Below are 22,585 nucleotides of genomic sequence, written 5' to 3' on the forward strand. Positions count from 1 at the left end.
CAACTTATTACTATTTGCTGACCCTTGGACAAGGTATCCCCAATGGAAAATTAAGCGGTTATATTGCCATAATACGATAAGAGAAAGCTATATAAAACTTTTACGCTTTTTAAATGTCATTATATAATGAAACTAATAACCTTACTGGCGATGTTGTTGATTATATCCTCCTGCTCAACAAATGAAAATAGCGATAACGCAAAAAACGGTACAACTGTAAAACCGCCAATTGCAAGCGCGCTATGCTTCTTACTAACCGAGGGTAATAATAACCGCGACAGTACCAGCATTGAATTAGTTATAAAAAACAATAAGGTAACCGGGTCTATGAACTGGCTGCCTTATCAAAAAGATAGCAGGAAGGGATCGCTAACGGGCACCATTAATAATAATATTATACAAGCCAACTGGAGCTTTATGCAGGAGGGCATAAAAGACACCCTAAACCTCCAGTTTATGCTGGATAGCACCCGGCTGTTACAAAAGCCCCTAAAAGCAAACACGCAATCCGGCCGCCAGCAAACTGACGCGTTGGCAAGCTATACGTTGATATATCATACCAGCGATAAAATATATAATTAGTATATTTAAACGTATTAAAAAAACCACATGAAACAGCAATTCCATTACGCTACGGTTACTGCTGCTATTGAGCAGTTGCACCAGCAAGGTTTTACATTGGATATGAATTTGAACGGCAGTTATTTTGAAGCAGGCGGTAATAAATATCCCGCTGAAGAATTTGAGATAGTCGACCTTTACCGCTACGAAGGGCCGTCTGACCCTGCCGATGAAGCTACTGTATATGCTTTGACATCGCCTTCGGGTGCGAAAGGCGTGTTTGTAACCGGCTACGGGGCCTCATCCCCAGATGAAACATCAGTAGAAATTTTAAAACAGCTTCATTATAAATACCATCAAAGCGGTAAATAATAATTTTTACTTTTTTTATTTAACTTTTAGTTACTTTTAAATACTCCAATAGGTATTAAATACATTTAAAAGACTTTCGTTTTTCTATACGGTAAATTAAATACCGCGAAAGTCAAATATTATGTTTAAAAAATTCTGCATAATTAAATATTAATTCTACTTTAGCTATCGTAAAAGTATAATTACTAACCATTTATATATTTATAATTGTTATAATTGTAGCAAATACTATATTAAAGTAAGCCTGCGGCGGTTGTTTTTTTCAATGTTATTAAACTGTTAAATTACCGCTATAAAATAATGCCAATTATTAATTATGAGGAATGAAGCAAATACATCTGTCTTAGTTATAGACGATGAAGAAATGGTGAGGGATAATATCGAAGATATATTAGTTCCGAAGGGACAAACCGAGGAACAGGATATGATAAACGATGCTGCAAACATTTTGTTTGATGCACCCAAACCCCTGCTTTCGCCACGCACACGCAATATTCCAATATTTACTATTGACAAAGCCGCAAATGGTGCTGAAGGCGTTAAGCGTGTAAAAGAATCGTTAGAAAAAGGGAAACCTTATGCTGTAATATTTTTGGATATGCGGATGCCGGGCATGAGCGGGCTTGAAACAGCTATTGAGATACGCAAATATGATATTAAGGCCGAAATTATTTTTATTACTGCTTACAGCGATCAATCCATAGAAAACATAATTGAGCAGGCGGGCGAAAACGTGGGTTATCATTGCAAACCCTATGCACCCGAGGAAGTAATACAACTGGCTACAAAAGCAGTAACTGATTACAACAAACTACGCAACCTGGAGCATTTAATTGAATCTATATCTACTATCGGCCTGAATAAAAACCAGCTTACTTCACTATTAAAAAACATATTGGAGCAACTGGCCGCCTCGTTAGAGACCGATATGGCTTTAATAGGCAAGATTGATGATAAATTTAGCTACGAAAAAATACTATCTATAGGTGCGCTGGAAGAAAAAGTTAATCTGGATGCTTTAGTAGAAAAAGTACGAGGCTTAAACCTGGAGATAGACGAGGTAATGCAAATTGATGAGTTGGTGCTTGCGCGCATGGATCATTATTCGGTTTTTGCGGTGCTTAAAAAGCAGGAACGGTTGAAAACCGAAAAAATGTACCTGCTTAAGCTATTTGTACAAAACGCGGCTCAGGCTATAAGGAACGCCGAGTTAAATGAGCGACTTATTAAAGAAGAAAAACTATCGGCAGTTGGGCAGGTTATGGGCATGGTTATGCACGACCTGAGATCGCCTATAAAAAATATTAAACTGTTAACCCGGCTATTGCGTGAAGACGGGCATGAAAGTGAGTTTATTGATTTTATTGACCGGTCTGCCGAGCAGGCCAGCGAAATATTTGATGACTTTTTAGATTTTATCAATAATACACCGATTAAAAAAACAACTGTTAACTTAAATAAAATAGTTCATGAAGCAATTGAGCAGGCCGAAATAAATGAGCATGCCGCTAAAATAGCCATCAATAAAAACATACCCGAAAACTTAGTTATAGTAGGCGACGAAAGTAAACTAAGAAGGTGTATAGTTAACCTTATCAATAACGCCATTGATGTGCTATATACGAAAGATGTGCCCGACGCAACCATAAATATTGACGCCGAGACACAAAACAGCAATGTGGTGCTTACTATTAAAGACAATGGCTCGGGCATACCACCCGAGATAATTACAACCTTGTTTGAGCCTTTTGTTACGCGCGATAAAAGCAATGGTACTGGCTTAGGGTTGGCTATTGTAAAACAGTACATTACAGCACACGGCGGAAGCATAAACGTTAGCAACAATAATGGCGCAGTTTTTACCATTACGCTTCCCCTGTAAATATTTATGGCAATAAAATAGTATTGCCGAAACCTATAATAAAGTGCAAAACCAACCATTAAACACACCACAGCAGGAAAACCTTAGTAAAGACCTGGCAAAATATAAGGCTCTCATTAAAGCTTCAAACACAGGCGCCTGGGAGTATTCGCCGTCAAAGAAATTCTTTTGGTGTAATAGTATATATTTTTCTATGCTGGGCCGCAATATTGACGACTATGGCACACAGGGAGATAACGATTTAGAATTGGCCTGGTACGACCTTCTGCATCCTGACGACAGAGAAAATGCCGCCGAAACCTTTAATGAATATATTAACAATCCGGTTGGGCAGTACGAAAACTACTTCCGCATGAGCCATGCCGATGGCAGTTGGGTTTGGATATGGTCAAGAGGGCGGCTGTTAAATAATGATGATACCCAGGAGGGAATTGTAGTTATAGGCACTCACGTTGATATTACCTGGCATAAACAGGCCGAAGAAGCCATATTACAGGAGCGTATATTGTTAAGAACACTTATTGACAGTCTGCCCGATGTGATTTTTGTAAAGGATGCGGAGGGTCGTAAAATTATTGCTAACCGGGCAGATGTTAGTGCTATGGGCGCAACGAGTGAGGCCGAGGTAATTGGCAAAACAGATATTGAGCTATACCCTAACGAAATTGGTCTGCGTGGGTTTGAGGATGACATGAGCATACTGAAACAAGGCACGGCCATACTAAATAAGGAAGAGTTTTTTTTGGATGAGGATGGCCGCAAACGCTGGATGCTAACCTCAAAAATACCGGTTATTGATGATAATGGTAAAATTATCAGGATGTTGGGTATAGGGCACAATATTACTGCACGTAAAGAATCAGAAGAAACCTTAAACAAGCTTAATCAGGATCTGTACGCACAATCAGAAGAATTGAAGGTATTAAACCAACAGCTTACCCGGCAAAAAGAACAGGAACTTGAAAAAGCCATAGCACAGGGTAAGTTTGAAATTGCATCAGAGGTATTACATGATATAGGTAACGCGCTGGTAGGTTTTGGCTCATATTTAAACCGCATTAACCGGTCGTTGGAGTTGAACAACCTGGAAACCATTAAAAGCCTGGCTGTATTTTTAAAATCGCAGGAGGTTGCAATAGCCGGTGCCATTGGGCCGCAAAAGGCCGGGGCATTAATTACCCTTACTGAGGGCCTGGCACATACCCATGCAGACAATCAGCAGGAAATAGCAGTTTCTATGAGGGAGTTGCTAAACATAATTACTCATATACAAGAAATACTGAACATACAACGACAGTTTGTTAAGGACCACGGTGGCCCGCAAAGCAGGAAACCTGTTAACCTTGATAGTTTGATTGATAATTGCAGGTCAATGCTTTTTGCTTCGTTAGATAAAAAAGGCATACAGTTTAACATAAACGTACAGCCGGGTCTGCCCATTATTAAAGGCGATCATACCAAACTGATGCAGGTAATTTTAAACGTACTTAAAAACAGCATTGAAGCTATAAACATGGATATGCCCGATAAAAAAATAAGCATCGTGGCCAGACCGCAAGCAGACAAGGTTGAAATTACCATAACCGATAACGGCGAAGGCTTTACCGAAGAAACCGGTAAACGCTTTTTTGAACGTGGCTTCACCACCAAAAAAACCGGTACTGGCTTAGGGCTATATAACTGTAAATCAATTATTGAAAGCCACGATGGCACATTTGAAATAACCAGCGAAGGACCGGGGCTTGGCGCAGTTACCACCATTAGACTTTAATATAGATGTTTTTAATATTTACCGCCAAACTATATAGATATAAACTATATGCTATAAATTAATGTTATTAGTTTTAAAGGTAACGCATGTTATCTTTGCAAAAACTAAAAAATATTATATGCTTACAATAGGACAAAAATTTCCGGCGTTTTCAAAAACGGCCGTTGTTAGTTTAGAAAAAGGAAAAGAATTTGAAACATTAACTTCAGATTACCTGGTTAATGATGATAATGTTTGGACAGTAATGTTTTGGTGGCCAAAGGACTTTACCTTTGTTTGCCCTACTGAAATAGCTGAATTTAATAAAAGTTACGGCGAATTCCGCGACCGCGATACCCGCCTGATTGGCGCTTCAACTGATTCTGAATTTGTACATGCTGCCTGGAGAAGGGATCATGACGACCTGCGCGATTTAAAATTTCCAATGCTGGCTGATACTTCAAAATCATTGGCTGAAGAACTGGGTATTTTAGAGCCTAACGAAAAAATCGCCTACCGCGCTACATTTATTATAGACCCAACCGGCATAATCCGCTGGGTTTGTGTAAACGATTTAAGCGTGGGTCGTAACGTAAAAGAGGTTTTACGTGTACTTGATGGCTTACAAACAGACGAGCTTTGCCCTTGTAACTGGGTTAAAGGCGAAGAAACTTTAAGCGTTTAATTATAAATTTCAACTTCCCCAAAACGTCATTGCAAGAAACGCAATGACGTTTTTGTTTAAAATAATATCATGAACGAAACCACCGAAATTATACAGGAATTATTAACAACCCTTGGCCTTGATAATAATTACCGTACCGATAGCCTCACACTGCTTGAAAAAGGCGAATCGCGTTACCTGCGAGATTTGAAACTTAATTTTACCAGCACCTTAACTTCCGAGCATTTAAACACCAAAGAATGTGCTTTATTAGGCTTAAGCACCGCGGTAAATAACAACAACCAGCCACTTACACAATACTTTACACGCTACGCCGAAGAGCAAGGCGCGGATGCCGGAGAAATTGCCGAAGCGGTAGGCTGCGCCTCATTGCTGGCATCAAATAATATTTTTTACCGTTTCAGGCACTTTACACAAAAGGAAAAGTATACCCAGATACCTGCACGCATACGTATGCAGCTAATGATGAAACCGGTAACGGGCAAAGAGTTTTTTGAACTGATGAGCCTGGCCATATCAGCCGTTAACGGCTGCGAAATGTGCGTTAACGCGCACGAAGATTCCCTTATAAAATTGGGAACTACCGAGGAGCGCATTTTTGATGCCGTACGTTTGGCATCTTTAGTTACTTCGACAGGAAAGATTGTTTATTAATTAAAGTGAGCTTTACATAAGTAATATTGACCCGTAGGGTCTACCTATTTGTAGAAAAAGTATGCCGCTTATATTATTGCCCCGTTAGGGGTTACCCAAATTAGCGAAGGGTAGCCCTTAACAGGGCATAAGAAATAATTTTTATTAAATGCTACAAATAGATAGACCCTACGGGTCATATCAGATTATTGTCAATTAGTATTGGATAATGTTGAGTATTTTTTTATAATCAGTAAAAAATACCACAAACAGTATAAATACCACCATAGTTTACGGCTACAAGCAGGTATCTTTGTTTACATAAAACAATGAAAGCTGTTATACCTGTATATGATATTTGCACCCTGTCGCACCAGCAAAAGGACGATATTTTTATAAGCCGTTTTGCGCCATATTTAAAAAGTCACAAAAACCTGCACCTGGCGCATAAACATTCCTTTTACCACCTGGTGTTTTTTACCAAAGGGGGTGGCAATCAAACTATTGATTTTGAGAACTTCCCGGTAAAGCCCTTTCAAATATATTTTATGATACCAGGCCAGGTACATAGCTGGGCTTTTGAGGGCGAAGTAGATGGCTATATCATTAACTTCTCGACTACCTTTTTCCAATCGTTTTTGTTGAAAGCCAATTACCTGGACGACCTGCCTTTTTTTGCCGGGATAACCAGGGATGCGGTTATTGATATTCCGCAACAACTGCAAGCTAAAATTATCAGCCTGTTTGAGGACCTTGTTGTAGAAAATGAGACTATCAATTCCTTAGGTATTGATATGGCCCGGACCATCATGCTGCAGCTTTTTATTACCATAGCACGTTTAAAAATAGACGCGCCCGGAACTATCGCCCCATCCTATAATTATACCCTGTTACGCAGCTTTCAAAAACTAATTGAAAGCAACTATATGCAGTTGCGCCTGCCCAAACAATATGCCGAACTACTATACATTACACCCAACCACCTTAACGCGCTTTGTAATGATGTGCTGGGTATATCAGCCGGCGAGGTTATACGTAACCGGATAACTTTAGAGGCCAAGCGCTTATTGATAAACCATGAAATGACCATTTTAGAAATTGCAAACCACCTGAACTTTGCGGATAACTCCTACTTCAGCAAGTTTTTTAAAAAGCAGGAAGGGATGACTCCTGAAGAGTTCAGAAAAATATCAGACAATCATGTACACCATAACTAAACCCGATACCACCATGCCCGAAGTATCAACACTAAACGCTGCCATGCATGCCAAATGCCCCAAATGTCATCGCGGGGATATGTTTGCCAATAAAATGTATGCGCTTTCATCCCAAAAAATGAATGATACCTGCCCGCATTGCGGCTTTAGGTTTGAGATTGAACCCGGCTATTTTTATGTGGCCATGTTTGTGAGCTATGCGTTTAATGTGGCCCAAATGGTAACGGTTGCCGTAGGTACTTATATTTTAACCGGCAGCCATAACCCCTGGTTGTATTTAGGCTTTTTATTTACCACAGCTTTTTTGCTAGCTCCTTTTAATTTCAGATACTCGCGCGTAGTATTATTGTACTGGCTTACACCGGGCGTGCATTACGAACCGCACCGGGCTAAAGATGATTATCAAAAGTTTGTGCCGTAAAAAGCGAATCCTACTTGTCATTTCGAAACGCAGTGAGAAATCTTATACGCTTGATTGCGATATGCGAAGCGTCTAAGATTTCTCCTCGTTCCTCGTTCGAAATGACAAGATGTTAATATTACGGTTAAGTATAGACACTTGACCGGGCAATGAGCGCGAGCGAACCATATAAGGTATAAATAAAAATATGTACAGAAATTTGTACATGCCTGTCTTGTTTATTATCTTTATAAAAAATCAGGCATCATGGTAGTAACCTCATATACCTCATTCAGGCAACAGTTAAAATCCTATTTAGATAAAGTTCGTGATAGTCATACACCGTTAATAGTCACTAGTGCAGGAAATGAGGATGTGGTAGTAATATCAAAATCAGATTATGAAAGTATGGAAGAAACTTTCTATCTGCTTAAAAGCCCAAAAAACGCGACAAGATTATTAAAGAGTATTGAAGATCATGAGAACGGGAAAGGCCAGGAAAGAAAGTTGATTGAAGAATGAAGATCATATTTCTGGACCAGGCATGGGAGGATTATTTGTACTGGCAAAGTAATGATAAAGCCATGTTGAAAAAGGTTAACGCTTTAATAAAAGAGATAGAACGTATCCCTTTTGAAGGCAATGGTAAACCCGAACCTTTAAAACATAATTTAGCAGGACTATGGTCGCGAAGGATAACGATTGAACACAGGCTGGTTTATAAAGTAGAAAACGATTCGGTAGTTATTTTTCAATGCCGTTATCATTATTAAGTTCCAGCTTAACAAAAACATTTCGTTATTCGGTCAAGTGTGGACACTTGACCAAGGGGTATAGACTTACGAAGTTTTAAAAACTTCGTAAGTCTCTTTTTTCTACTTATCGCTCAACATAATCGGATTACCCTTACCACTGCCAATAATAATTACTTTGGCATTTGGCGATAGCGCGATCTCTTTTTGTGCTTTGATGGCTTCGTATTGTAATTGCTTATCAGATAAACCGGTTGACAGTATCTTTTGGTAATCGGCTATACCTTGTGCCTCTACGCGTTTACGGTCGGCTTCCTGGCGTTCTTTTTGTAATACGAACTGCATTTTTTGCGCGTCCTGCTCGGCGTTTATCTTTGATTCGATGCTGGCTTTTACCGATGCCGGCAACGCGATATTACGAACCAGCACCTGCTGCAATTCTAACCCTCTTTTAGAAAAGCTTTGCTCAATGGTTTGGGTAATTTTACTCTGAAATTCCTGGCGTTTTACTGAGTACAGGTCAACCGCCTGGTAATTAACCGCATTATCCCTGATGGCCGTACGGGTAACCGGGCGTACAATTTTTTCAATATAATCTTCACCTATGTTTTGGTAGATATAAGGGGCCTTGCTTGGGTTAACCTTATATAATACCGAAATATCAATAGTAACCTCTAACCCATCAGACGATAGCACACGTATGGCATCATCACCTTCCTTTTGGCCCTCGTTGTTAACCGCGCTCATGGTATAATTTTGCGTTTGGATATCAAAGGTGGTGATATCAAACAACGGGTTTATAACATGCAGGCCGCTTTCGATCACGTTATCCTGAACCTTACCAAACAGGGTTTGCACCCCAACTTTACCCGGCTGTATAATTTTTACTGCCGAGAGCAGCAAGCCTAATACTACTACACCTATGCCTACATTGGTAACTAACCCTCCAAAATGATTGGCCGGTTCGGGCGAGCGTTTGAGCACTGTACCTATAACAAGTATAATTACTCCTAAAATTGCGATAAACATGGCTGTTGGGGGTTTAAGGTTGTTTGGTTGTTTCTTTTATTTGTTTAATCAGTTTTAACTTTAATATCACAACAATAGCAGCGGCAAAAGCCCCCGCCAGGCAAAATTCATAACGTTTACTATCTACGCCAATATATATGGCGTAAAGGCTTATTAAAATAACAATATTGTATAGTACGTTTAGGGCTATCTTCTTCCACATATTAGTAAACGTCTAAAGTTGGGTCAATATCCTCGGCCCATGCTAAAATGCCGCCGTATAAGTTATATAGGTTAGTAAAGCCCTGTTGCTCCAACTGCATAATAGCTGCGGCGCTGCGTTTGCCGCTGCGGCACATAATTACTACATCTTTATCTTTAGCTATTTTATCAGTTTCAATTAAAATTCCGCCCAGTGGTATCAATAAACCACCCAGGTTGGATGTTTCATATTCAAAATCTTCCCTTACATCTATCAGCTGGAAATCTTCACCTTTGTCTATTTTCTCTTTTAACTCCTGTACGCTTATTTCTTTCATGATATAAATAATATATTAATAATCAAATGTACTTCTTTTTGATGAAAACAAATACCTTATAACGATGGTTTAAAACCCATCGTTATGTAAAATAACCGATGCTAATTAAATCGTTAGTATGCAATACATAGTACTATTTATTTATATATTTGAATAAGGCTTGTAACATTAACAGCCTGTAAGCGTTTATTATTAAATTAATATCATATCCTACTTAAATGGAGAAAATAACCCGCTTCTTCTGGTTCTGTTCCGGAGCGCATATAGATACTTTAAAAAAATACCCTATTGAGCATAATAAATATGTGGGCATAGGGGCCACTATATTTTTTACCGCCTTGTTTGCCTCGCTATCGGGTGGATACGCCATGTATTTTGTATTTAGCGGCAGCGCGTTTGCCGTGGGCTTTGCCATATTGTTTGGCTTGCTTTGGGGAACGGCCATTTTTAATATGGACCGCTACATTGTATCCAGTATTAATAAAGAAGGCACTACCAATCAGCAAATACTACAGGCATCGCCGCGTATTTTACTGGCTATTATGATTGGTATAGTTATTTCGCGCCCTTTGGAGTTAAAGGTTTTTGATAAGGAGATCCGCCAAAAACTAAAAACCGCTTACCTAAAGGGGCAGCACCGTAAAATTGATACCCTGCAAAAAACATACGAGCAAAAATACGGCATGGAGCTGGCCAAAACCGTCGACCTTAAAAAGGAAAAGGACTCGCTTGAAAAAGACATTAACCGCTCGCGTTACCAACTAAATCAGGAAGTATTTGGCGACAAAACCAACCAAACATCGGGCATAACGGGCTATGGCACCTATGCCAAGCAAAAACAAAGCGTGCTGGAAGAAAAGCAGGCCCGCCTAAAACTGGTTACCGACAATGCAGATAAAATGGACCAATACCTTGCCCAGCGTAAGGATTTTGAGGGGCTGAATAGTCTGCGACTTTTTACCGAGCATCAGTTGGACAGTCTCTCGGCAGTAGCCGGTTTTAGCGACCGTAACTGGGCGCTGGGTCAGCTTACCTATAATGAAAACGGCACCCGCGATTTAGATACCTATTTGGCTATCTCTTTTATCGGATATTTGTTTATCTTATTTGAGTGTTTACCGGTTTTTGTTAAGCTGATGTCGCCCAGAGGGCCGTATGATGTGGCACTTGCCAAAACGTTCGAAGCTGATATCCATTATGCCGAACGTGATAAAGAGCGGGATATGGCCATAACCGACAATGTGTTCGATCATCATTTGGATGCGGATGTACAGCATCGAAAGCGGGTAATAACCAACAACGCAGAAGAAGGTAAAAACAGGCATAGATACGAGTAAAGTAACTGCTCCCTCTTGCTTATTTATTATTAAAACTGTACTTTAATCACGATTAATCTGATCTTGATGAAAAACACAGTATTCACCGCCGTTTTTACGCTATTTTATGCTTTAACCGTTTTGGCACAACCTGCGCCAAAGCCTATTTATTACGCCGTTTCATTCCCCAACGCTGCCCATCACGAGGCCGAAATTGTGATGACCATTTCGCAAGCACCGGCAGGTGTTTTGCATTTGCACATGAGCCGCTCGTCAGCCGGGCGGTATGCCACACACGAGTTTGGTAAAAACATCTATAATGTCAAAGCATTTAACGTTGATGGTTCTCCATTGGAGATGATCCAGGTACAGGGCGATGTATATGATATACCCGTGCATGAAGATGTGGTAAAAGTAAGCTATACCCTATTTGGCAACTGGACCGACGGCACCTATGCGGGCATTGACCCAAGCCACGCGCACTTAAATATGCCCGCCGTTTTTATGTGGGTTGCGGGCCAGGATGCGCGCCCGGTAAAATTTGAATTTAATGATCTGGATAAATACGGCTGGAAAGTGGCTACGCAATTAAAGCATGAAGGCGGCAGTGTTTACTCGGCACCTAATCTGCAATACATGATGGACAGCCCTACAGAGTTATCGGCCTATAACAGTACGAGTTGGAGCGTTGCTAATCCTGATGGAAAAAGTCAGCAGATAAACCTAACCGTACACTCAGACGATGCGCCGACGGCGATCAACAACTTTGCCGAAATGGTAAAAAAAGTGGTAAAGGAAGAACAGGGTGTTTTTGGCGAGTTAGCGACTTATGATTATGGTGAATATACTTTTTTGGATGATGTGCATCCTACCAACTCGCCCGATGGTATGGAGCACCGTAACTCTACCTGTATAGTTGATAATGCCGATAAAGTGGCTGGCAACGAAAAGGACCTGTTAGGTACTTTCTCGCACGAGTTTTTTCATAGCTGGAATGTAAAACGTATCAGACCAAAATCTTTAGAGCCGTTTAATTTTGAACATGCCAACATGAGCAATGAGCTTTGGTTTGCCGAAGGGTTTACCCAATATTATGGCGAACTGGTGTTAACACGTGCAGGCTTTAATACTATCGACGAATATACTCCTACCATTGCCGGGCTGGTAAGTGCCGTGCTTAACACACCCGGTGCGGCCAAATTCCCGGCAACGCAAATGAGCCGGGATGCTGTGTTTACCGATGCGGGAGTATCTATCGATCCGGTTAATTATGCCAATAGCTTTACCACATATTACTACTATGGTGGGGCCATTGCCTTAGCACTTGATTTGCGGTTACGTGCCGATTTTAACTTAACGCTTGACGACTATATGCGCCAGGTTTGGCTATTGCGCGGCAAGGTGATGAAACCTTATACCGTTGCCGACCTGCAAACCGATTTGGGTAAGGTAACCAAAAACCCAAAGTTCGCTGCCGACTTTTTTGCACGTTACATTAATGGCATCGAAAAAAATGATTACGCCGCATTATTAGCCAAAGCAGGCTTATTGTTGCGCAAAGCGCAACCGGGCAGAGCCTGGGTTGGGCAGTTAGGCACGGCCGTGAGGGGGCGTGCCGGGCAGGTTCGTGTTAGCGGCGAGGGTGTCCCAATACTTTCAAATACTATAATGGGCACACCATTATATAAAGCGGGCATTGATGCCGGCGACCTGGTAACCAAAGCCGATGGTAACGACATCAAAAGTGTTGCCACGCTTAATCAAATAATTGCCTCCAAAAAACCGGGCGATAAGATCAGCATAACTTATAAAAACCGTACGGGCCAGCACGAAACCAGCATTACATTAGCAGAGAACCCTGCATTTGAAGTGGTTACCTTTGAAAAAGCGGGGCAACCATTAACATCGCAACAGCAGGCTTTTAGGAACGCATGGTTAGCATCAAAAGTTAAATAAGAGGAGTTCGATATAAACAATATTGACCCGTAGGGTCTACCTGTTTGTAGAATAAATTGTCTCCGTTAGATTATTGCCCCGTTAGGGGTTACCCAAATCGCGAAGGGTAGACCCTACGGGTCATATCAAATCAATTTAACTATGTGCTACAAATAGGTAGACCCTACGGGTCATATCAGTTTTAGTCAATCTTAATATCGAGCTACGTTAAATAATACCTTTGGTATGGCAGTAATTGTAAAATTTTACTAGATTAACTTTAAACCAAGCTATTTTTTCTAATTTTCGGCTTTGTTAGTCGCCTCCCCATCGGCAACAATATTAAATAAACCAATTATGAAGATAATCTTAAGTTTTGTTGTCGTATTGCTATGCATCGGCACATTAAAGGCCGAAAACGGCTATGAGCTTTGGCTGCGCAAACATCCTGCAAAAGCGGTAAACGTAACCACCTCCAAACAATCGGCAGTTTTGGATATGGCCAAAAAAGAACTGACAGAAGGCTGGCAGGGCAAAGCCGGATCAACCATAAAGCTTATTGTTAAAGCGGATAAGGATATTAAAGGCGATGGCTTTAAAATAAATGAAGGCGTTATACAGGCCAATAATGAACTGGGTATTTTATATGGAGCTTTTGAACTATTGCGCCGTGTACAAACGGGCGAAACTACAGATAATGTAGTATCAAACCCCTCATACCAACGCCGTGTACTAAATCAATGGGATAATTTGAATGGCAGCATGGAACATGGCTTCGGCGGCAACTCTTTATTTTGGCATAAAGGAAAAGATTCGTTAACAGTAACTGATGCAGAAAGAAACAGATGGCGTGATTATGCACGGGCAAATGCTTCTATTGGCATAAACGGCAGTGTAATCGATAACGTAAATGCATCGCCGATGGTATTGTCAACACCTTACTTAGGTAAAGTAAAGGAAATTGCCGCATCAATGCGCCCGTACGGCGTAAGAATATATTTAGCGGTCAACTTTGCATCGCCCATAAAAGTTGGCGGCTTAAAAACTGCTGACCCGTTGGACCCGGGCGTAATTAAATGGTGGCAGGATAAAGCAAAAGAAATTTACGCGCTTATACCGGATTTTGGCGGCTTTTTAGTAAAAGCCAATAGCGAGGGCCAACCCGGTCCGCAGGATTATAAACGCACCCACGTAGATGGTGCCAATATGATGGCTGACGCGTTAAAGCCTTATGGCGGCATTGTGATGTGGCGCGCCTTTGTATACAGCACTACGGATGCCGACCGGGCCAAGCAGGCTTACCAGGAATTTGTACCGCTGGATGGCAAGTTTAGAGATAATGTGATCATTCAGGTAAAAAATGGTCCGGTTGATTTTCAGCCGCGCGAGCCTTTTAGCCCTTTGTTTGGCGCGATGAAAAAAACATCGGTTATGCCCGAGTTCCAGATAACACAGGAGTACCTTGGTCATGCCATTCATTTAGTTTTCTTATCGTCCATGTGGGAGGAATGTTTAAAAAGCGATACCTACCAGGAAGGCGAAGGCAGCACCGTAGGCAAGGTTACTGATGGCAGCATTTACCCGCAAAAATATACCGCTATTGCCGGTGTTGCTAATGTTGGTTTAGATAGCAGCTGGTGCGGCCATCCGTTTGCGGCTGCCAACTGGTATGCGTTTGGCAGACTGGCATGGAACAATACCTTAACCAGCGACCAGATAGCCAAAGAATGGCTTGTACAAACCTTTTCACCGAGGGAAACAAACGAAACCTTATTAACCGCTACTACAGCCTGGAATAGCGGTTTCTTGCTACCGGTTAAAAAAATGATGCTGCAGAGCCGTGAAGCTGCCGTAAACTATATGATGCCTTTGGGCTTGCACCACATGTTTTCGGCCTATGAGCATTATGGCCCCGGTCCTTGGTACGCACCGCCACGTGTGCGTGTTGACTGGACGCCTCCCTATTATCATAAGGCTGATGCTAAAGGCTTAGGGTTTGACCGTACAAAAACAGGCAGCGACGCTATCAGTCAGTATAAAGAACCGTTGCAATCTGTTTTTGCAGATGTTAATAAAACGCCTGAAATATATTTGCTTTGGTTCCATCATTTACCCTGGGATTATAAAATGAAAAGCGGCCGCAGCCTGTGGGAAGAGTTATGTTATAAATACCAGGATGGCTTAACAACAGTAAGGGATTTTCAAAAAATATGGGACAATGCCAAACCTTATGTGGATAGTCAGCGCTTTGCAGATGTGCAAACCCGGCTGATGCGCCAAACCCGCGACGCGCAGATATGGAAAGATGGGGTATTGCAATATTTCCAAACGTTTAACAACCTGCCGTTCCCACCGGATATGGAGCGGCCAATGACCACGCTGAAATATATAGAAGCTACACCGCCGTTAAATATTAAATAACAAAAAACGCCCTCAGAAATTCTGGGGGCGTTTTTTGTTTACAATTCTTTCCGCATCACATAATCATTCATCCAATAAGGGCCAATGGGAATGTCCTCTTCATAGGCTACAGTAAAGCCCATTTTTTCATAAAAACCGCAGGATTTATTGTAGCGGTTAACATTAAGCTCTAAAGTTTTAATACCAAGCGCCGCTACATTTTTAAACACTTCATTTATCAACGCTTTGCCGTAGCCCTTACCTTGCGTAGATGGCAAACAGTATAATTTATGCAATTTATATACCTGCGGATCATCCTCCCGCGGGCCGTAGGATGCAAAAGCAACTAATTCACTATCCTCAAACAACAGCAAATAGGTTTGGATGCTCTGCTCAATTTGTTCGGTAAGTTCTTTAATGGAGTAGCGCTCATTAAACATATACGCCACATGATCCTCGGTTAACAAAGGCAGGTATGTATGCCACCAAATTGGTTTAGCTACTTGTTGTAGGATTGCTGCGTCGTTTGGTGTGGCTTTGCGGATAGTGAACATAATAATACATTTTCTCCCCTGTCATTTCGAAACGTAGTGAGAAATCTTATACAGGTGCTAAGTAGCGTGGCGTATAAGATTTCTCCTCGTACCTCGTTCGAAATGACAGTTATTTTTATCTGGATTAATGATTTTCCTCATCATCAACTTTTATTTGCCCGGCACCTGTATGCTCAATGGCAAAATAATCTTCCAACTCGCTTAGTGTTGACGAACTGGTGGCCATGTCTTTAATGATCCTTCCTTTCTCCATTAATAGTATCCGGTCGCATACATCAGTAACGTGGTTAAGGTCATGGCTTGATACCAGCGTGGTAACACCGGTTTTATTAACCTCTTTCAGCATGTTTTTTAAACGGAACTGTGTAGTTGGGTCAATATTGGCAAACGGCTCGTCCAGCATCAGCAATTGCGGTTGCTGCAGCAAGCACGATGCTATACCTACTTTGGTTTGGTTTCCTTTGGATAGATCGCGGATATATTTGCCGCGTTTTAATATCTCGCCATTAAAAAAATCAGTAAGACCTGCTAAAAAATCATCAACCTGCCCGCGGCTTTGCTGGTGCAGGCCGCCAATAAAATAAAAGTATTCTTCGGGCGTCAGGTAATCTATCAAAAAGCCTTCGTCAAGGTATGATGCGGTATAGTTTTTCCAATCATCATGCCCTGCTACATTCTCATCATTTATCAATACCTCTCCGGCTTCAGGGCGTATCAAATCAAGCATCATCCTGAACAGCGTGGTTTTACCCGCGCCGTTATTACCTACCAGCCCAATACTTTCGCCTTTGGCAATTTGCAGTTCGGGCACGTTAACAACCAGTATATTATTGTAAACTTTTTTAAGATCTTTAATAGCTATCATAATTACTTATTTCTAAAGCCTTCGGTTACTTTGTATTTACGTTTTTCAAAATCGGCAGCTAAAACTTTTATCCAGTAGCTGCGGGTAAGCAGGCCAATTAAACCAAGGGTTGCCAACACAGCAAAACCAAGGTTAGGGTAGCCAAAATATTTAAGTGGCATAAAAAAAGCATAGGGAAGCGCCAGTAGCGGGAGCCCCAACAATAATTGCGTTATCCCAACACCTTCCCAGTTAAATGCCGCGCCTTTGGATAGATCAATGCGCTTACCGTTGCGATTGGCAAAAAACAGCACGACGGTGGTGTTAACGCCTATGTTCCACAGGTACATTACCGACTGTATAACTACCACATGCCAGCCAAAATAAACATAAGGAAGGGTCAGTAAAAAAGCCGCGGTTGATACTGTAGTAAACAGCAAATATTTGGCCTTTAAAAAGTCGGTAAAGGTTACTTTACTTACCATTAACCCATCAAAATGCGTGGCCTGCCAGCCATACATAAACTGACCATAGTTAATAATGAATATTCCGGTCATGAACATACCTACAAATATTCTGGCCAGTTCGCCCATTCTGGGGTTAGTATAAAATATTAACCCATAAAACAAAAAGAATGATGACATGATAAGCGCCGAACGGGGTCGCTTGTTACGCAGGGCCAACTTGATCTCGTTAGCTACCAGATCCCCAATTATACCGAAACGGTTAAGCAGCGGGAACTCGGTAGTGCTTTTGCGCAGGGTTTTATGCTTTACCATCTCCTCGAGGTAAAGGTTTTGTTTAAGGGAATAAAAGTTGAGGTAAAATATTACAGCAGCTAATAACAATGGTAATACTGCTAACACCGGATGCAATATTACATTGCCAAAAAACAGGTACGAGAAATTGCGGATAGAGTACAAGTGCCATTTAAAATCGCCCATGCCTACCAGTACCAGCGTTACCGATGCAGCTAAAAATATCCAACCATTTAAGCTGGCAATACGCTTAACGTACAAAGCCAGGTAATTATTAAATACCGTAAGCCCAAAAATAGAAAGGATAAATGCCGCGGCAGTAAGCCCTCCAAAATTTACTGCTATCACTTTTAAAATAAAAGGTATAAAAAGTATAAACGGCCATAAGTTAAATGCAGATACCAAAGAGGCAAATGACAAATATCTAACCAGCGTATTGCGCTTAATAGGCAATTGCAAATAAGGCTGTACGCGTAAGGTTGGCAGTTCCTGTAATTGCATACGCGATAACAGATCGAACAGGTAATACATTAACAAGATGCCGCAAAAAGCAACCACCGGTGTTTCCTGATGAAATATTTTTTTCAGGACCACATCCATAAAAAAGCCTACGGCCAGCGCGCAAGCCAGCAGGTACAGCAGCATTAAGCCAATAACAATATGTACAGCTATACTTTTGCCCGTATTGCGGGCGCGCCAAAACGCTTTAAGCTCATGCCTGATGAAGGTGGTTGTCATGTATGTGAACCTGTAAATTAGGTTAAGGTACTAATATTTATACCTGTCGCCCCAAAGTTTCTTTAACTTTTCTTTTGACTCATACTCACGCGGGTTGTTACCTGGGTCGTACAATTTAGTGCCTTTTATGGCATCGGGCAAAAAGTCGAGGTCGACAAAATTACCCTCAAAGCTATGGGCGTATTTATAATCTTTACCGTAGCCAATGTTCTTCATCAGTTTGGTTGGGGCGTTGCGCAGGTGCAGGGGCACGGGCAGGTCACCTGTTTGTTTTACCAAAGCCATTGCCGCGCCGATAGCCGTAGTGGCCGAATTACTTTTGGCCGATGTTGCCAAATAAATAGCCGTTTGCGACAGGATGAGTTGCGACTCGGGCATACCAATTTTATTTACCGCTTCAAAGCAGCCCTGTGCCAACAGCAACGCGTTGGGGTTGGCATTGCCAATATCTTCGGACGCCAGTATCAGCATACGACGGGCAATAAACAGCGGGTCCTCGCCCCCTACCAGCATCCGCGCCAGCCAGTAAACCGCGCCGTTAGGGTCACTACCCCGCATGGATTTAATAAAGGCCGAAATAATATCGTAATGCTGCTCGCCGGCTTTATCATACAGGGCCATGTTTTGCTGTACATGCTCCAGCACAATGTCGTTTGTAAGCGTTATATTTTTACTGTCGAAAGCATTTACCAATAACTCAAATATATTCAACAGCTTACGCGCATCGCCGCCCGACAGACGCAGCAATGCCTCATGCTCTTTAATGGTGATCTTCTTTTTGCTTAGCACCACATCCTCTTTCATGGCCTTGTTTAACAGGCTCACCAGGTCATCCTCAACCAATGGCTGCAAAATATATACATGGCAGCGCGACAGCAAAGCCGATATTACCTCAAATGACGGATTTTCGGTAGTGGCGCCTATCAGCGTAACAATGCCACGTTCTACAGCACCCAGTAGCGAATCCTGCTGCGATTTGGAAAAGCGGTGTATCTCATCAATAAACAGCACCGGCAGGTTATCACCCTCGTCTTTTAAGCGCGATGCGGTTTCAATAACCTCGCGCACATCCTTAACGCCCGAATTTATGGCGCTTAGCGAAAAGAAGGGTCTATCCAGCGTTTGCGAAATAATATAAGCCAGCGTAGTTTTACCCACCCCCGGCGGCCCCCAAAACAGCATGGATGGCAGCGCACCACTCTCTATCGCCTTACGCAACACCGCACCCGGACCAACCAAATGTTTTTGCCCCACATAATCATCCAGATTTTTGGGGCGCATGCGTTCGGCTAATGGGGGCAGGTTATTCATGCAGGTAAAATTCGGGAAAGTAAATGCTAAATCCTAAGAAATTTAGTAATTTTAATAACAAATCAATTCTAAGTAAGTTTATTACTGATTACGCTCGTTTTTAATATAATAATGGCATGAACAAGACAAATATAATATCCGTACTAGGTACAAACATATCTATTACAAGTTTTAACGACAATGATTACATCTGTTTAACTGATATGGTTAAAGCAAAAAATGATGAAGTCAGAGCTGCTGATATTATAAAGAACTGGATAAGAACAAGAACTACAATCGAATACCTGGGAACTTGGGAAAGTATTTATAATCCAAATTTTAAAGTGGTCGAATTCGACCACTTTAAAAAAGAAGCAGGTTTGCCAACTTTTACATTAAGCATTTCACAATGGGTTGAAAAAACTAATGCAATTGGCATTTTCTCGAAATTAGGTAAACATGGAGGCACCTATGCTCATAAAGATATTGCATTTGAATTTGGCGGAGCAATAAGCCCCCATGTTTAAATTATATGTAATAAAAGAATATCAGCGCCTGAAAGAAATTGAAAGCAATCAATATGGTCTTGAATGGAATGTTAAAAGGATTTTAAGTAAAGCAAATTATCAAATACATACAGATGCAGTAAAAAAATACATTGTACCCAAGTCAGGTTATACTCAAGCTAAAGAATGGCTGGCATATGCAGATGAGGCTGATTTACTAAATTTAGTTTTATTTAGATGTACAGCTAAACAATGGAGAGACTTAAATCCAGAAAGAGTTTTAAATAATGAAAATATCAGAGATATGGCTAGTATAAATGAACTTGCTGTATTGTCAAGTTTAGAAAATCTAAATTCGATACTAATTAAAAATGGTTTGGGTAAGAGAGACCGTTTTAAAATTTTAAATGAAACTGCTAAAGAACAGTTAGTAAATTTAAATAAAGCTGACTTGCTTAAATCTATAAAAAAAGAAAACTCCTCTATTTATGTTGATGCTGTTGAACAAATTAAGAAAAAGATAAATTGATTAATGCAAGTAGATAAAGAGCCTAAAAGCTATATAATCAACAATACTTTTAATCAATCAACCTATAACACAATCTGCGATAAACTAGCAATCACCGATGCTGCTCTTTCATCCATCATCCAAACCCACGGCTACCCGCCCTTATGGAGCCGCCCCAATACATTTGAAACATTGGTGCATATTATTTTGGAGCAGCAGGTGTCGCTGGCATCTGCCCTATCAGCCTTAAATAAACTGCGCGAAAAGGTGCAGGAGCTTAGCCCCGCCCGCGTATTATTATTAACTGATGAGGAATTTAGGGCCTGTTATTGCAGTCGCCAAAAAACAGCTTACATAAAATATTTAGCAGAGGCATTAGTAAGCGGGCAGATCAATTTAGCCGAAATGGAGCATTTGCCTGATGACGACATACGTGCCCAACTCATTACCCTTAAAGGCATTGGCAACTGGACGATTGATGTGTACCTGATGTTTGTTTTGCAACGCGCGGATATTTTCCCTGTGGGTGACCTGGCAGCGGTTAACGCGCTGAAGCGGATAAAAGGATTGCCCGCATCAACCCCTAAACAAGAAGTGGCCGCTGTCGCCCTGCAATGGCAACCGTATCGTACGGTAGCTACGATGGTGTTATGGCATTATTATTTATCGGCGCCAAAAAAGAATAAATAAAAATGTCATTTCGAACGTAGTGAGAAATCTATACACAGATTCTGGATTAGCGTGTGTATAGATTTCTCCTCGTACCTCGTTCGAAATGACATGGAGATTAAAGGTGATGTGAGGACTTTATTTCAGCGTCACACCTGTTTTACCCATAGTATAACCATCGGCATATAATATAACGGTATAGCTTCCTTTTTGAAAAGGATTGGGGTTTACCCAATCAATAGTATAACCGCTGCCATCGTCTTTATAATCTATAGATGTTTTGTAGGTGTATTGCAGGTCCTGTCCATCAGCGTTGAAAGTAGCATCAGTGCCCGATGTGATCAGGTTGCCTGTTGGGTCAATAACACGTACATAAATATCATGCGCGCCTTTTACCGCAATAGGATTGCTGGCAATAGTAAAGTTGATCTTTATCTTTTTTGCCGGGCTGGCGCGGGTTACGTCAACTTCTTTACCGCTGCCTTTAATTTTATAGGCTACTACATTGGCCGCACCAACTTTAAGTGCCGATGCCAGGGTTACTTTAGTGCTCAGATCCTGGTTTTGTTTTTCAAGGTTAGTGGCTTTTTCAGTAACGGTGCCCAGGTTGGTTTTTAAAGTATCACGTTCGCTGGCAAGCGTTACGTTCTCTTTTTTAAGCTCCTCAATATCGGCAGTGTATTTGGTTACAAAATACCTTAGCTGTTTAATGTCTTCCTGTGCTTTGTTCAGCTCGGCAAAGGTTAATTTGCCTTTGGCCAGCTCGCTTCTTAACACTTTTATTTTTGATTTTAACGAATCGTTTTTGGCCTGCATATCTGCAGAGAGGCGGGTTTTGCCGGCGTTTACCTGTTCAATTTGGGCCTCCAAGCTATCCAATTCGGTTTGCAGCCTGGTTTTTTCGTCATTTTGGTAAACGATCTTTACGTCTGAATTGTTTTTCTTGATGTATAAGTATACATCGGTGCCTAACAACGCTATAATAACTACAATTAGAAAATAAATAACGTTGGAGTTTTTTTTAGGCTGTGTTTGATTTTCCATAGAATTGAGATTTTAAAGATAATTTTACATCAGCTATATTATCTATAGCTAATTAACAGTTGATTTTGTTTGGCTACTTATCTTTAAGTAACGGCATTTATAATTATTCAATTAACGTAAATAAAACAATAATATGATGAATTGTTTGCGTAAACCTACATTTATCTTACTATTGTTGCCCGCTAAAGTATATACATTATACTTAAAACGCAATTATTATGTAG

At 41.1% G+C, this 22,585-nt stretch carries 24 protein-coding genes; 16 read left to right on the forward strand and 8 right to left on the reverse strand.

What is annotated here, in order from left to right; translation table 11 throughout:
- Nucleotides 1-126 precede the first annotated feature (126 nt).
- The 10 genes from ABI367_RS13300 to ABI367_RS13345 all read left to right on the forward strand — a co-directional run bounded on the left by ABI367_RS13300 (nt 127) and on the right by ABI367_RS13345 (nt 8,273).
- Complete coding sequence (locus tag ABI367_RS13300) at nt 127-582, forward strand: hypothetical protein (protein ID WP_462229720.1); 456 nt, start codon at nt 127-129, stop codon at nt 580-582.
- A gap of 27 nt (nt 583-609) precedes the next feature.
- Nucleotides 610-933, forward strand: a complete 324-nt coding sequence (locus ABI367_RS13305) for a phosphoribosylpyrophosphate synthetase (protein WP_462229722.1) — start codon at nt 610-612, stop codon at nt 931-933.
- Nucleotides 934-1,249: 316 nt separating this feature from the next.
- On the forward strand, nt 1,250-2,815 hold the full coding sequence (locus ABI367_RS13310; RefSeq protein ID WP_462229724.1) for an ATP-binding protein: 1,566 nt from the start codon (nt 1,250-1,252) through the stop codon (nt 2,813-2,815).
- Between the two features lie 43 nt (nt 2,816-2,858).
- The gene (locus tag ABI367_RS13315) at nt 2,859-4,586 is read left to right on the forward strand and encodes a PAS domain S-box protein (protein ID WP_462229726.1); all 1,728 of its coding nucleotides are present in this window, start codon (nt 2,859-2,861) and stop codon (nt 4,584-4,586) included.
- 118 nt (nt 4,587-4,704) lie between these two features.
- Nucleotides 4,705-5,250, forward strand: coding sequence for a peroxiredoxin (locus ABI367_RS13320; RefSeq protein ID WP_462229728.1), 546 nt, complete (start codon nt 4,705-4,707; stop codon nt 5,248-5,250).
- A 69-nt stretch (nt 5,251-5,319) separates the two neighbouring features.
- Nucleotides 5,320-5,904: a carboxymuconolactone decarboxylase family protein gene (locus ABI367_RS13325; protein WP_462229730.1), complete on the forward strand. Its 585-nt coding sequence runs from the start codon at nt 5,320-5,322 to the stop codon at nt 5,902-5,904.
- Between the two features lie 308 nt (nt 5,905-6,212).
- Nucleotides 6,213-7,100, forward strand: a complete 888-nt coding sequence (locus ABI367_RS13330; RefSeq protein ID WP_462229732.1) for an AraC family transcriptional regulator — start codon at nt 6,213-6,215, stop codon at nt 7,098-7,100.
- Nucleotides 7,084-7,521 (forward strand): DUF983 domain-containing protein, encoded by a 438-nt coding sequence (locus ABI367_RS13335; protein ID WP_462229734.1) that lies wholly within the window; start codon nt 7,084-7,086, stop codon nt 7,519-7,521. Before ABI367_RS13330 ends, ABI367_RS13335 begins: the two co-directional genes overlap by 17 nt.
- Nucleotides 7,522-7,767: 246 nt before the next feature.
- The gene (locus ABI367_RS13340; RefSeq protein WP_462229736.1) at nt 7,768-8,022 is read left to right on the forward strand and encodes a type II toxin-antitoxin system Phd/YefM family antitoxin; all 255 of its coding nucleotides are present in this window, start codon (nt 7,768-7,770) and stop codon (nt 8,020-8,022) included.
- On the forward strand, nt 8,019-8,273 hold the full coding sequence (locus ABI367_RS13345; protein WP_462229738.1) for a Txe/YoeB family addiction module toxin: 255 nt from the start codon (nt 8,019-8,021) through the stop codon (nt 8,271-8,273). Before ABI367_RS13340 ends, ABI367_RS13345 begins: the two co-directional genes overlap by 4 nt.
- Before the next feature lie 102 nt (nt 8,274-8,375).
- Here ABI367_RS13345 and ABI367_RS13350 read toward each other — a convergent pair whose 3' ends face one another.
- Genes ABI367_RS13350 through ABI367_RS13360 form a run of 3 tightly spaced genes read right to left on the reverse strand, consistent with a single transcriptional unit; the run spans nt 8,376 to nt 9,799 of the window.
- Nucleotides 8,376-9,281, reverse strand: coding sequence for a prohibitin family protein (locus ABI367_RS13350; protein ID WP_462229741.1), 906 nt, complete (start codon nt 9,279-9,281; stop codon nt 8,376-8,378).
- A gap of 13 nt (nt 9,282-9,294) precedes the next feature.
- Complete coding sequence (locus ABI367_RS13355; RefSeq protein ID WP_462229743.1) at nt 9,295-9,483, reverse strand: DUF6358 family protein; 189 nt, start codon at nt 9,481-9,483, stop codon at nt 9,295-9,297.
- A 1-nt stretch (nt 9,484) separates the two neighbouring features.
- Nucleotides 9,485-9,799 (reverse strand): rhodanese-like domain-containing protein, encoded by a 315-nt coding sequence (locus tag ABI367_RS13360; protein WP_462229745.1) that lies wholly within the window; start codon nt 9,797-9,799, stop codon nt 9,485-9,487.
- A gap of 218 nt (nt 9,800-10,017) precedes the next feature.
- Between ABI367_RS13360 and ABI367_RS13365 the strand changes: the two genes are divergently transcribed.
- From ABI367_RS13365 to ABI367_RS13375, 3 genes are all read left to right on the forward strand, one after another.
- A complete protein-coding gene (locus tag ABI367_RS13365) occupies nt 10,018-11,136 on the forward strand; it encodes a DUF4407 domain-containing protein (protein ID WP_462229747.1) in 1,119 nt (372 codons plus the stop codon).
- Between the two features lie 66 nt (nt 11,137-11,202).
- A complete protein-coding gene (locus ABI367_RS13370; RefSeq protein ID WP_462229749.1) occupies nt 11,203-13,071 on the forward strand; it encodes a M61 family metallopeptidase in 1,869 nt (622 codons plus the stop codon).
- A 336-nt stretch (nt 13,072-13,407) separates the two neighbouring features.
- The gene (locus tag ABI367_RS13375; RefSeq protein WP_462229751.1) at nt 13,408-15,471 is read left to right on the forward strand and encodes an alpha-glucuronidase; all 2,064 of its coding nucleotides are present in this window, start codon (nt 13,408-13,410) and stop codon (nt 15,469-15,471) included.
- Nucleotides 15,472-15,509: 38 nt separating this feature from the next.
- Here ABI367_RS13375 and ABI367_RS13380 read toward each other — a convergent pair whose 3' ends face one another.
- The 4 genes from ABI367_RS13380 to ABI367_RS13395 all read right to left on the reverse strand — a co-directional run bounded on the left by ABI367_RS13380 (nt 15,510) and on the right by ABI367_RS13395 (nt 19,655).
- Nucleotides 15,510-16,004, reverse strand: coding sequence for an N-acetyltransferase family protein (locus ABI367_RS13380; RefSeq protein WP_462229753.1), 495 nt, complete (start codon nt 16,002-16,004; stop codon nt 15,510-15,512).
- 124 nt (nt 16,005-16,128) lie between these two features.
- Nucleotides 16,129-16,869, reverse strand: a complete 741-nt coding sequence (locus ABI367_RS13385) for an ATP-binding cassette domain-containing protein (protein ID WP_462229755.1) — start codon at nt 16,867-16,869, stop codon at nt 16,129-16,131.
- Nucleotides 16,870-16,871: 2 nt separating this feature from the next.
- Nucleotides 16,872-18,344 carry a DUF5687 family protein gene (locus ABI367_RS13390; RefSeq protein ID WP_462229757.1) on the reverse strand — a complete coding sequence of 491 codons (1,473 nt, stop codon included), beginning with the start codon at nt 18,342-18,344 and terminating at the stop codon, nt 16,872-16,874.
- 30 nt (nt 18,345-18,374) lie between these two features.
- Entirely contained in the window at nt 18,375-19,655 is a 1,281-nt protein-coding gene (locus ABI367_RS13395) for a replication-associated recombination protein A (RefSeq protein ID WP_462229759.1), read from the reverse strand.
- Nucleotides 19,656-19,858: 203 nt separating this feature from the next.
- Here ABI367_RS13395 and ABI367_RS13400 point away from each other — a divergent pair, with 203 nt between their 5' ends.
- From ABI367_RS13400 to ABI367_RS13410, 3 genes are read left to right on the forward strand one after another with little or no spacing between them, the layout of a single operon-like run.
- Nucleotides 19,859-20,161, forward strand: a complete 303-nt coding sequence (locus ABI367_RS13400; RefSeq protein WP_462258090.1) for a KilA-N domain-containing protein — start codon at nt 19,859-19,861, stop codon at nt 20,159-20,161.
- Entirely contained in the window at nt 20,154-20,669 is a 516-nt protein-coding gene (locus tag ABI367_RS13405; protein ID WP_462229763.1) for a hypothetical protein, read from the forward strand. The genes ABI367_RS13400 and ABI367_RS13405 overlap by 8 nt, the downstream gene beginning before the upstream one ends.
- Nucleotides 20,670-20,672: 3 nt before the next feature.
- On the forward strand, nt 20,673-21,338 hold the full coding sequence (locus ABI367_RS13410) for a DNA-3-methyladenine glycosylase family protein (protein WP_462229765.1): 666 nt from the start codon (nt 20,673-20,675) through the stop codon (nt 21,336-21,338).
- A 117-nt stretch (nt 21,339-21,455) separates the two neighbouring features.
- On the opposite strand, the gene ABI367_RS13415 is transcribed toward ABI367_RS13410, so the two are convergent.
- Nucleotides 21,456-22,361 carry a hypothetical protein gene (locus tag ABI367_RS13415; RefSeq protein ID WP_462229767.1) on the reverse strand — a complete coding sequence of 302 codons (906 nt, stop codon included), beginning with the start codon at nt 22,359-22,361 and terminating at the stop codon, nt 21,456-21,458.
- Nucleotides 22,362-22,585: the final 224 nt, after the last annotated feature.

Source organism: Mucilaginibacter sp. (assembly GCF_039935595.1).
Taxonomy (GTDB): domain Bacteria; phylum Bacteroidota; class Bacteroidia; order Sphingobacteriales; family Sphingobacteriaceae; genus Mucilaginibacter.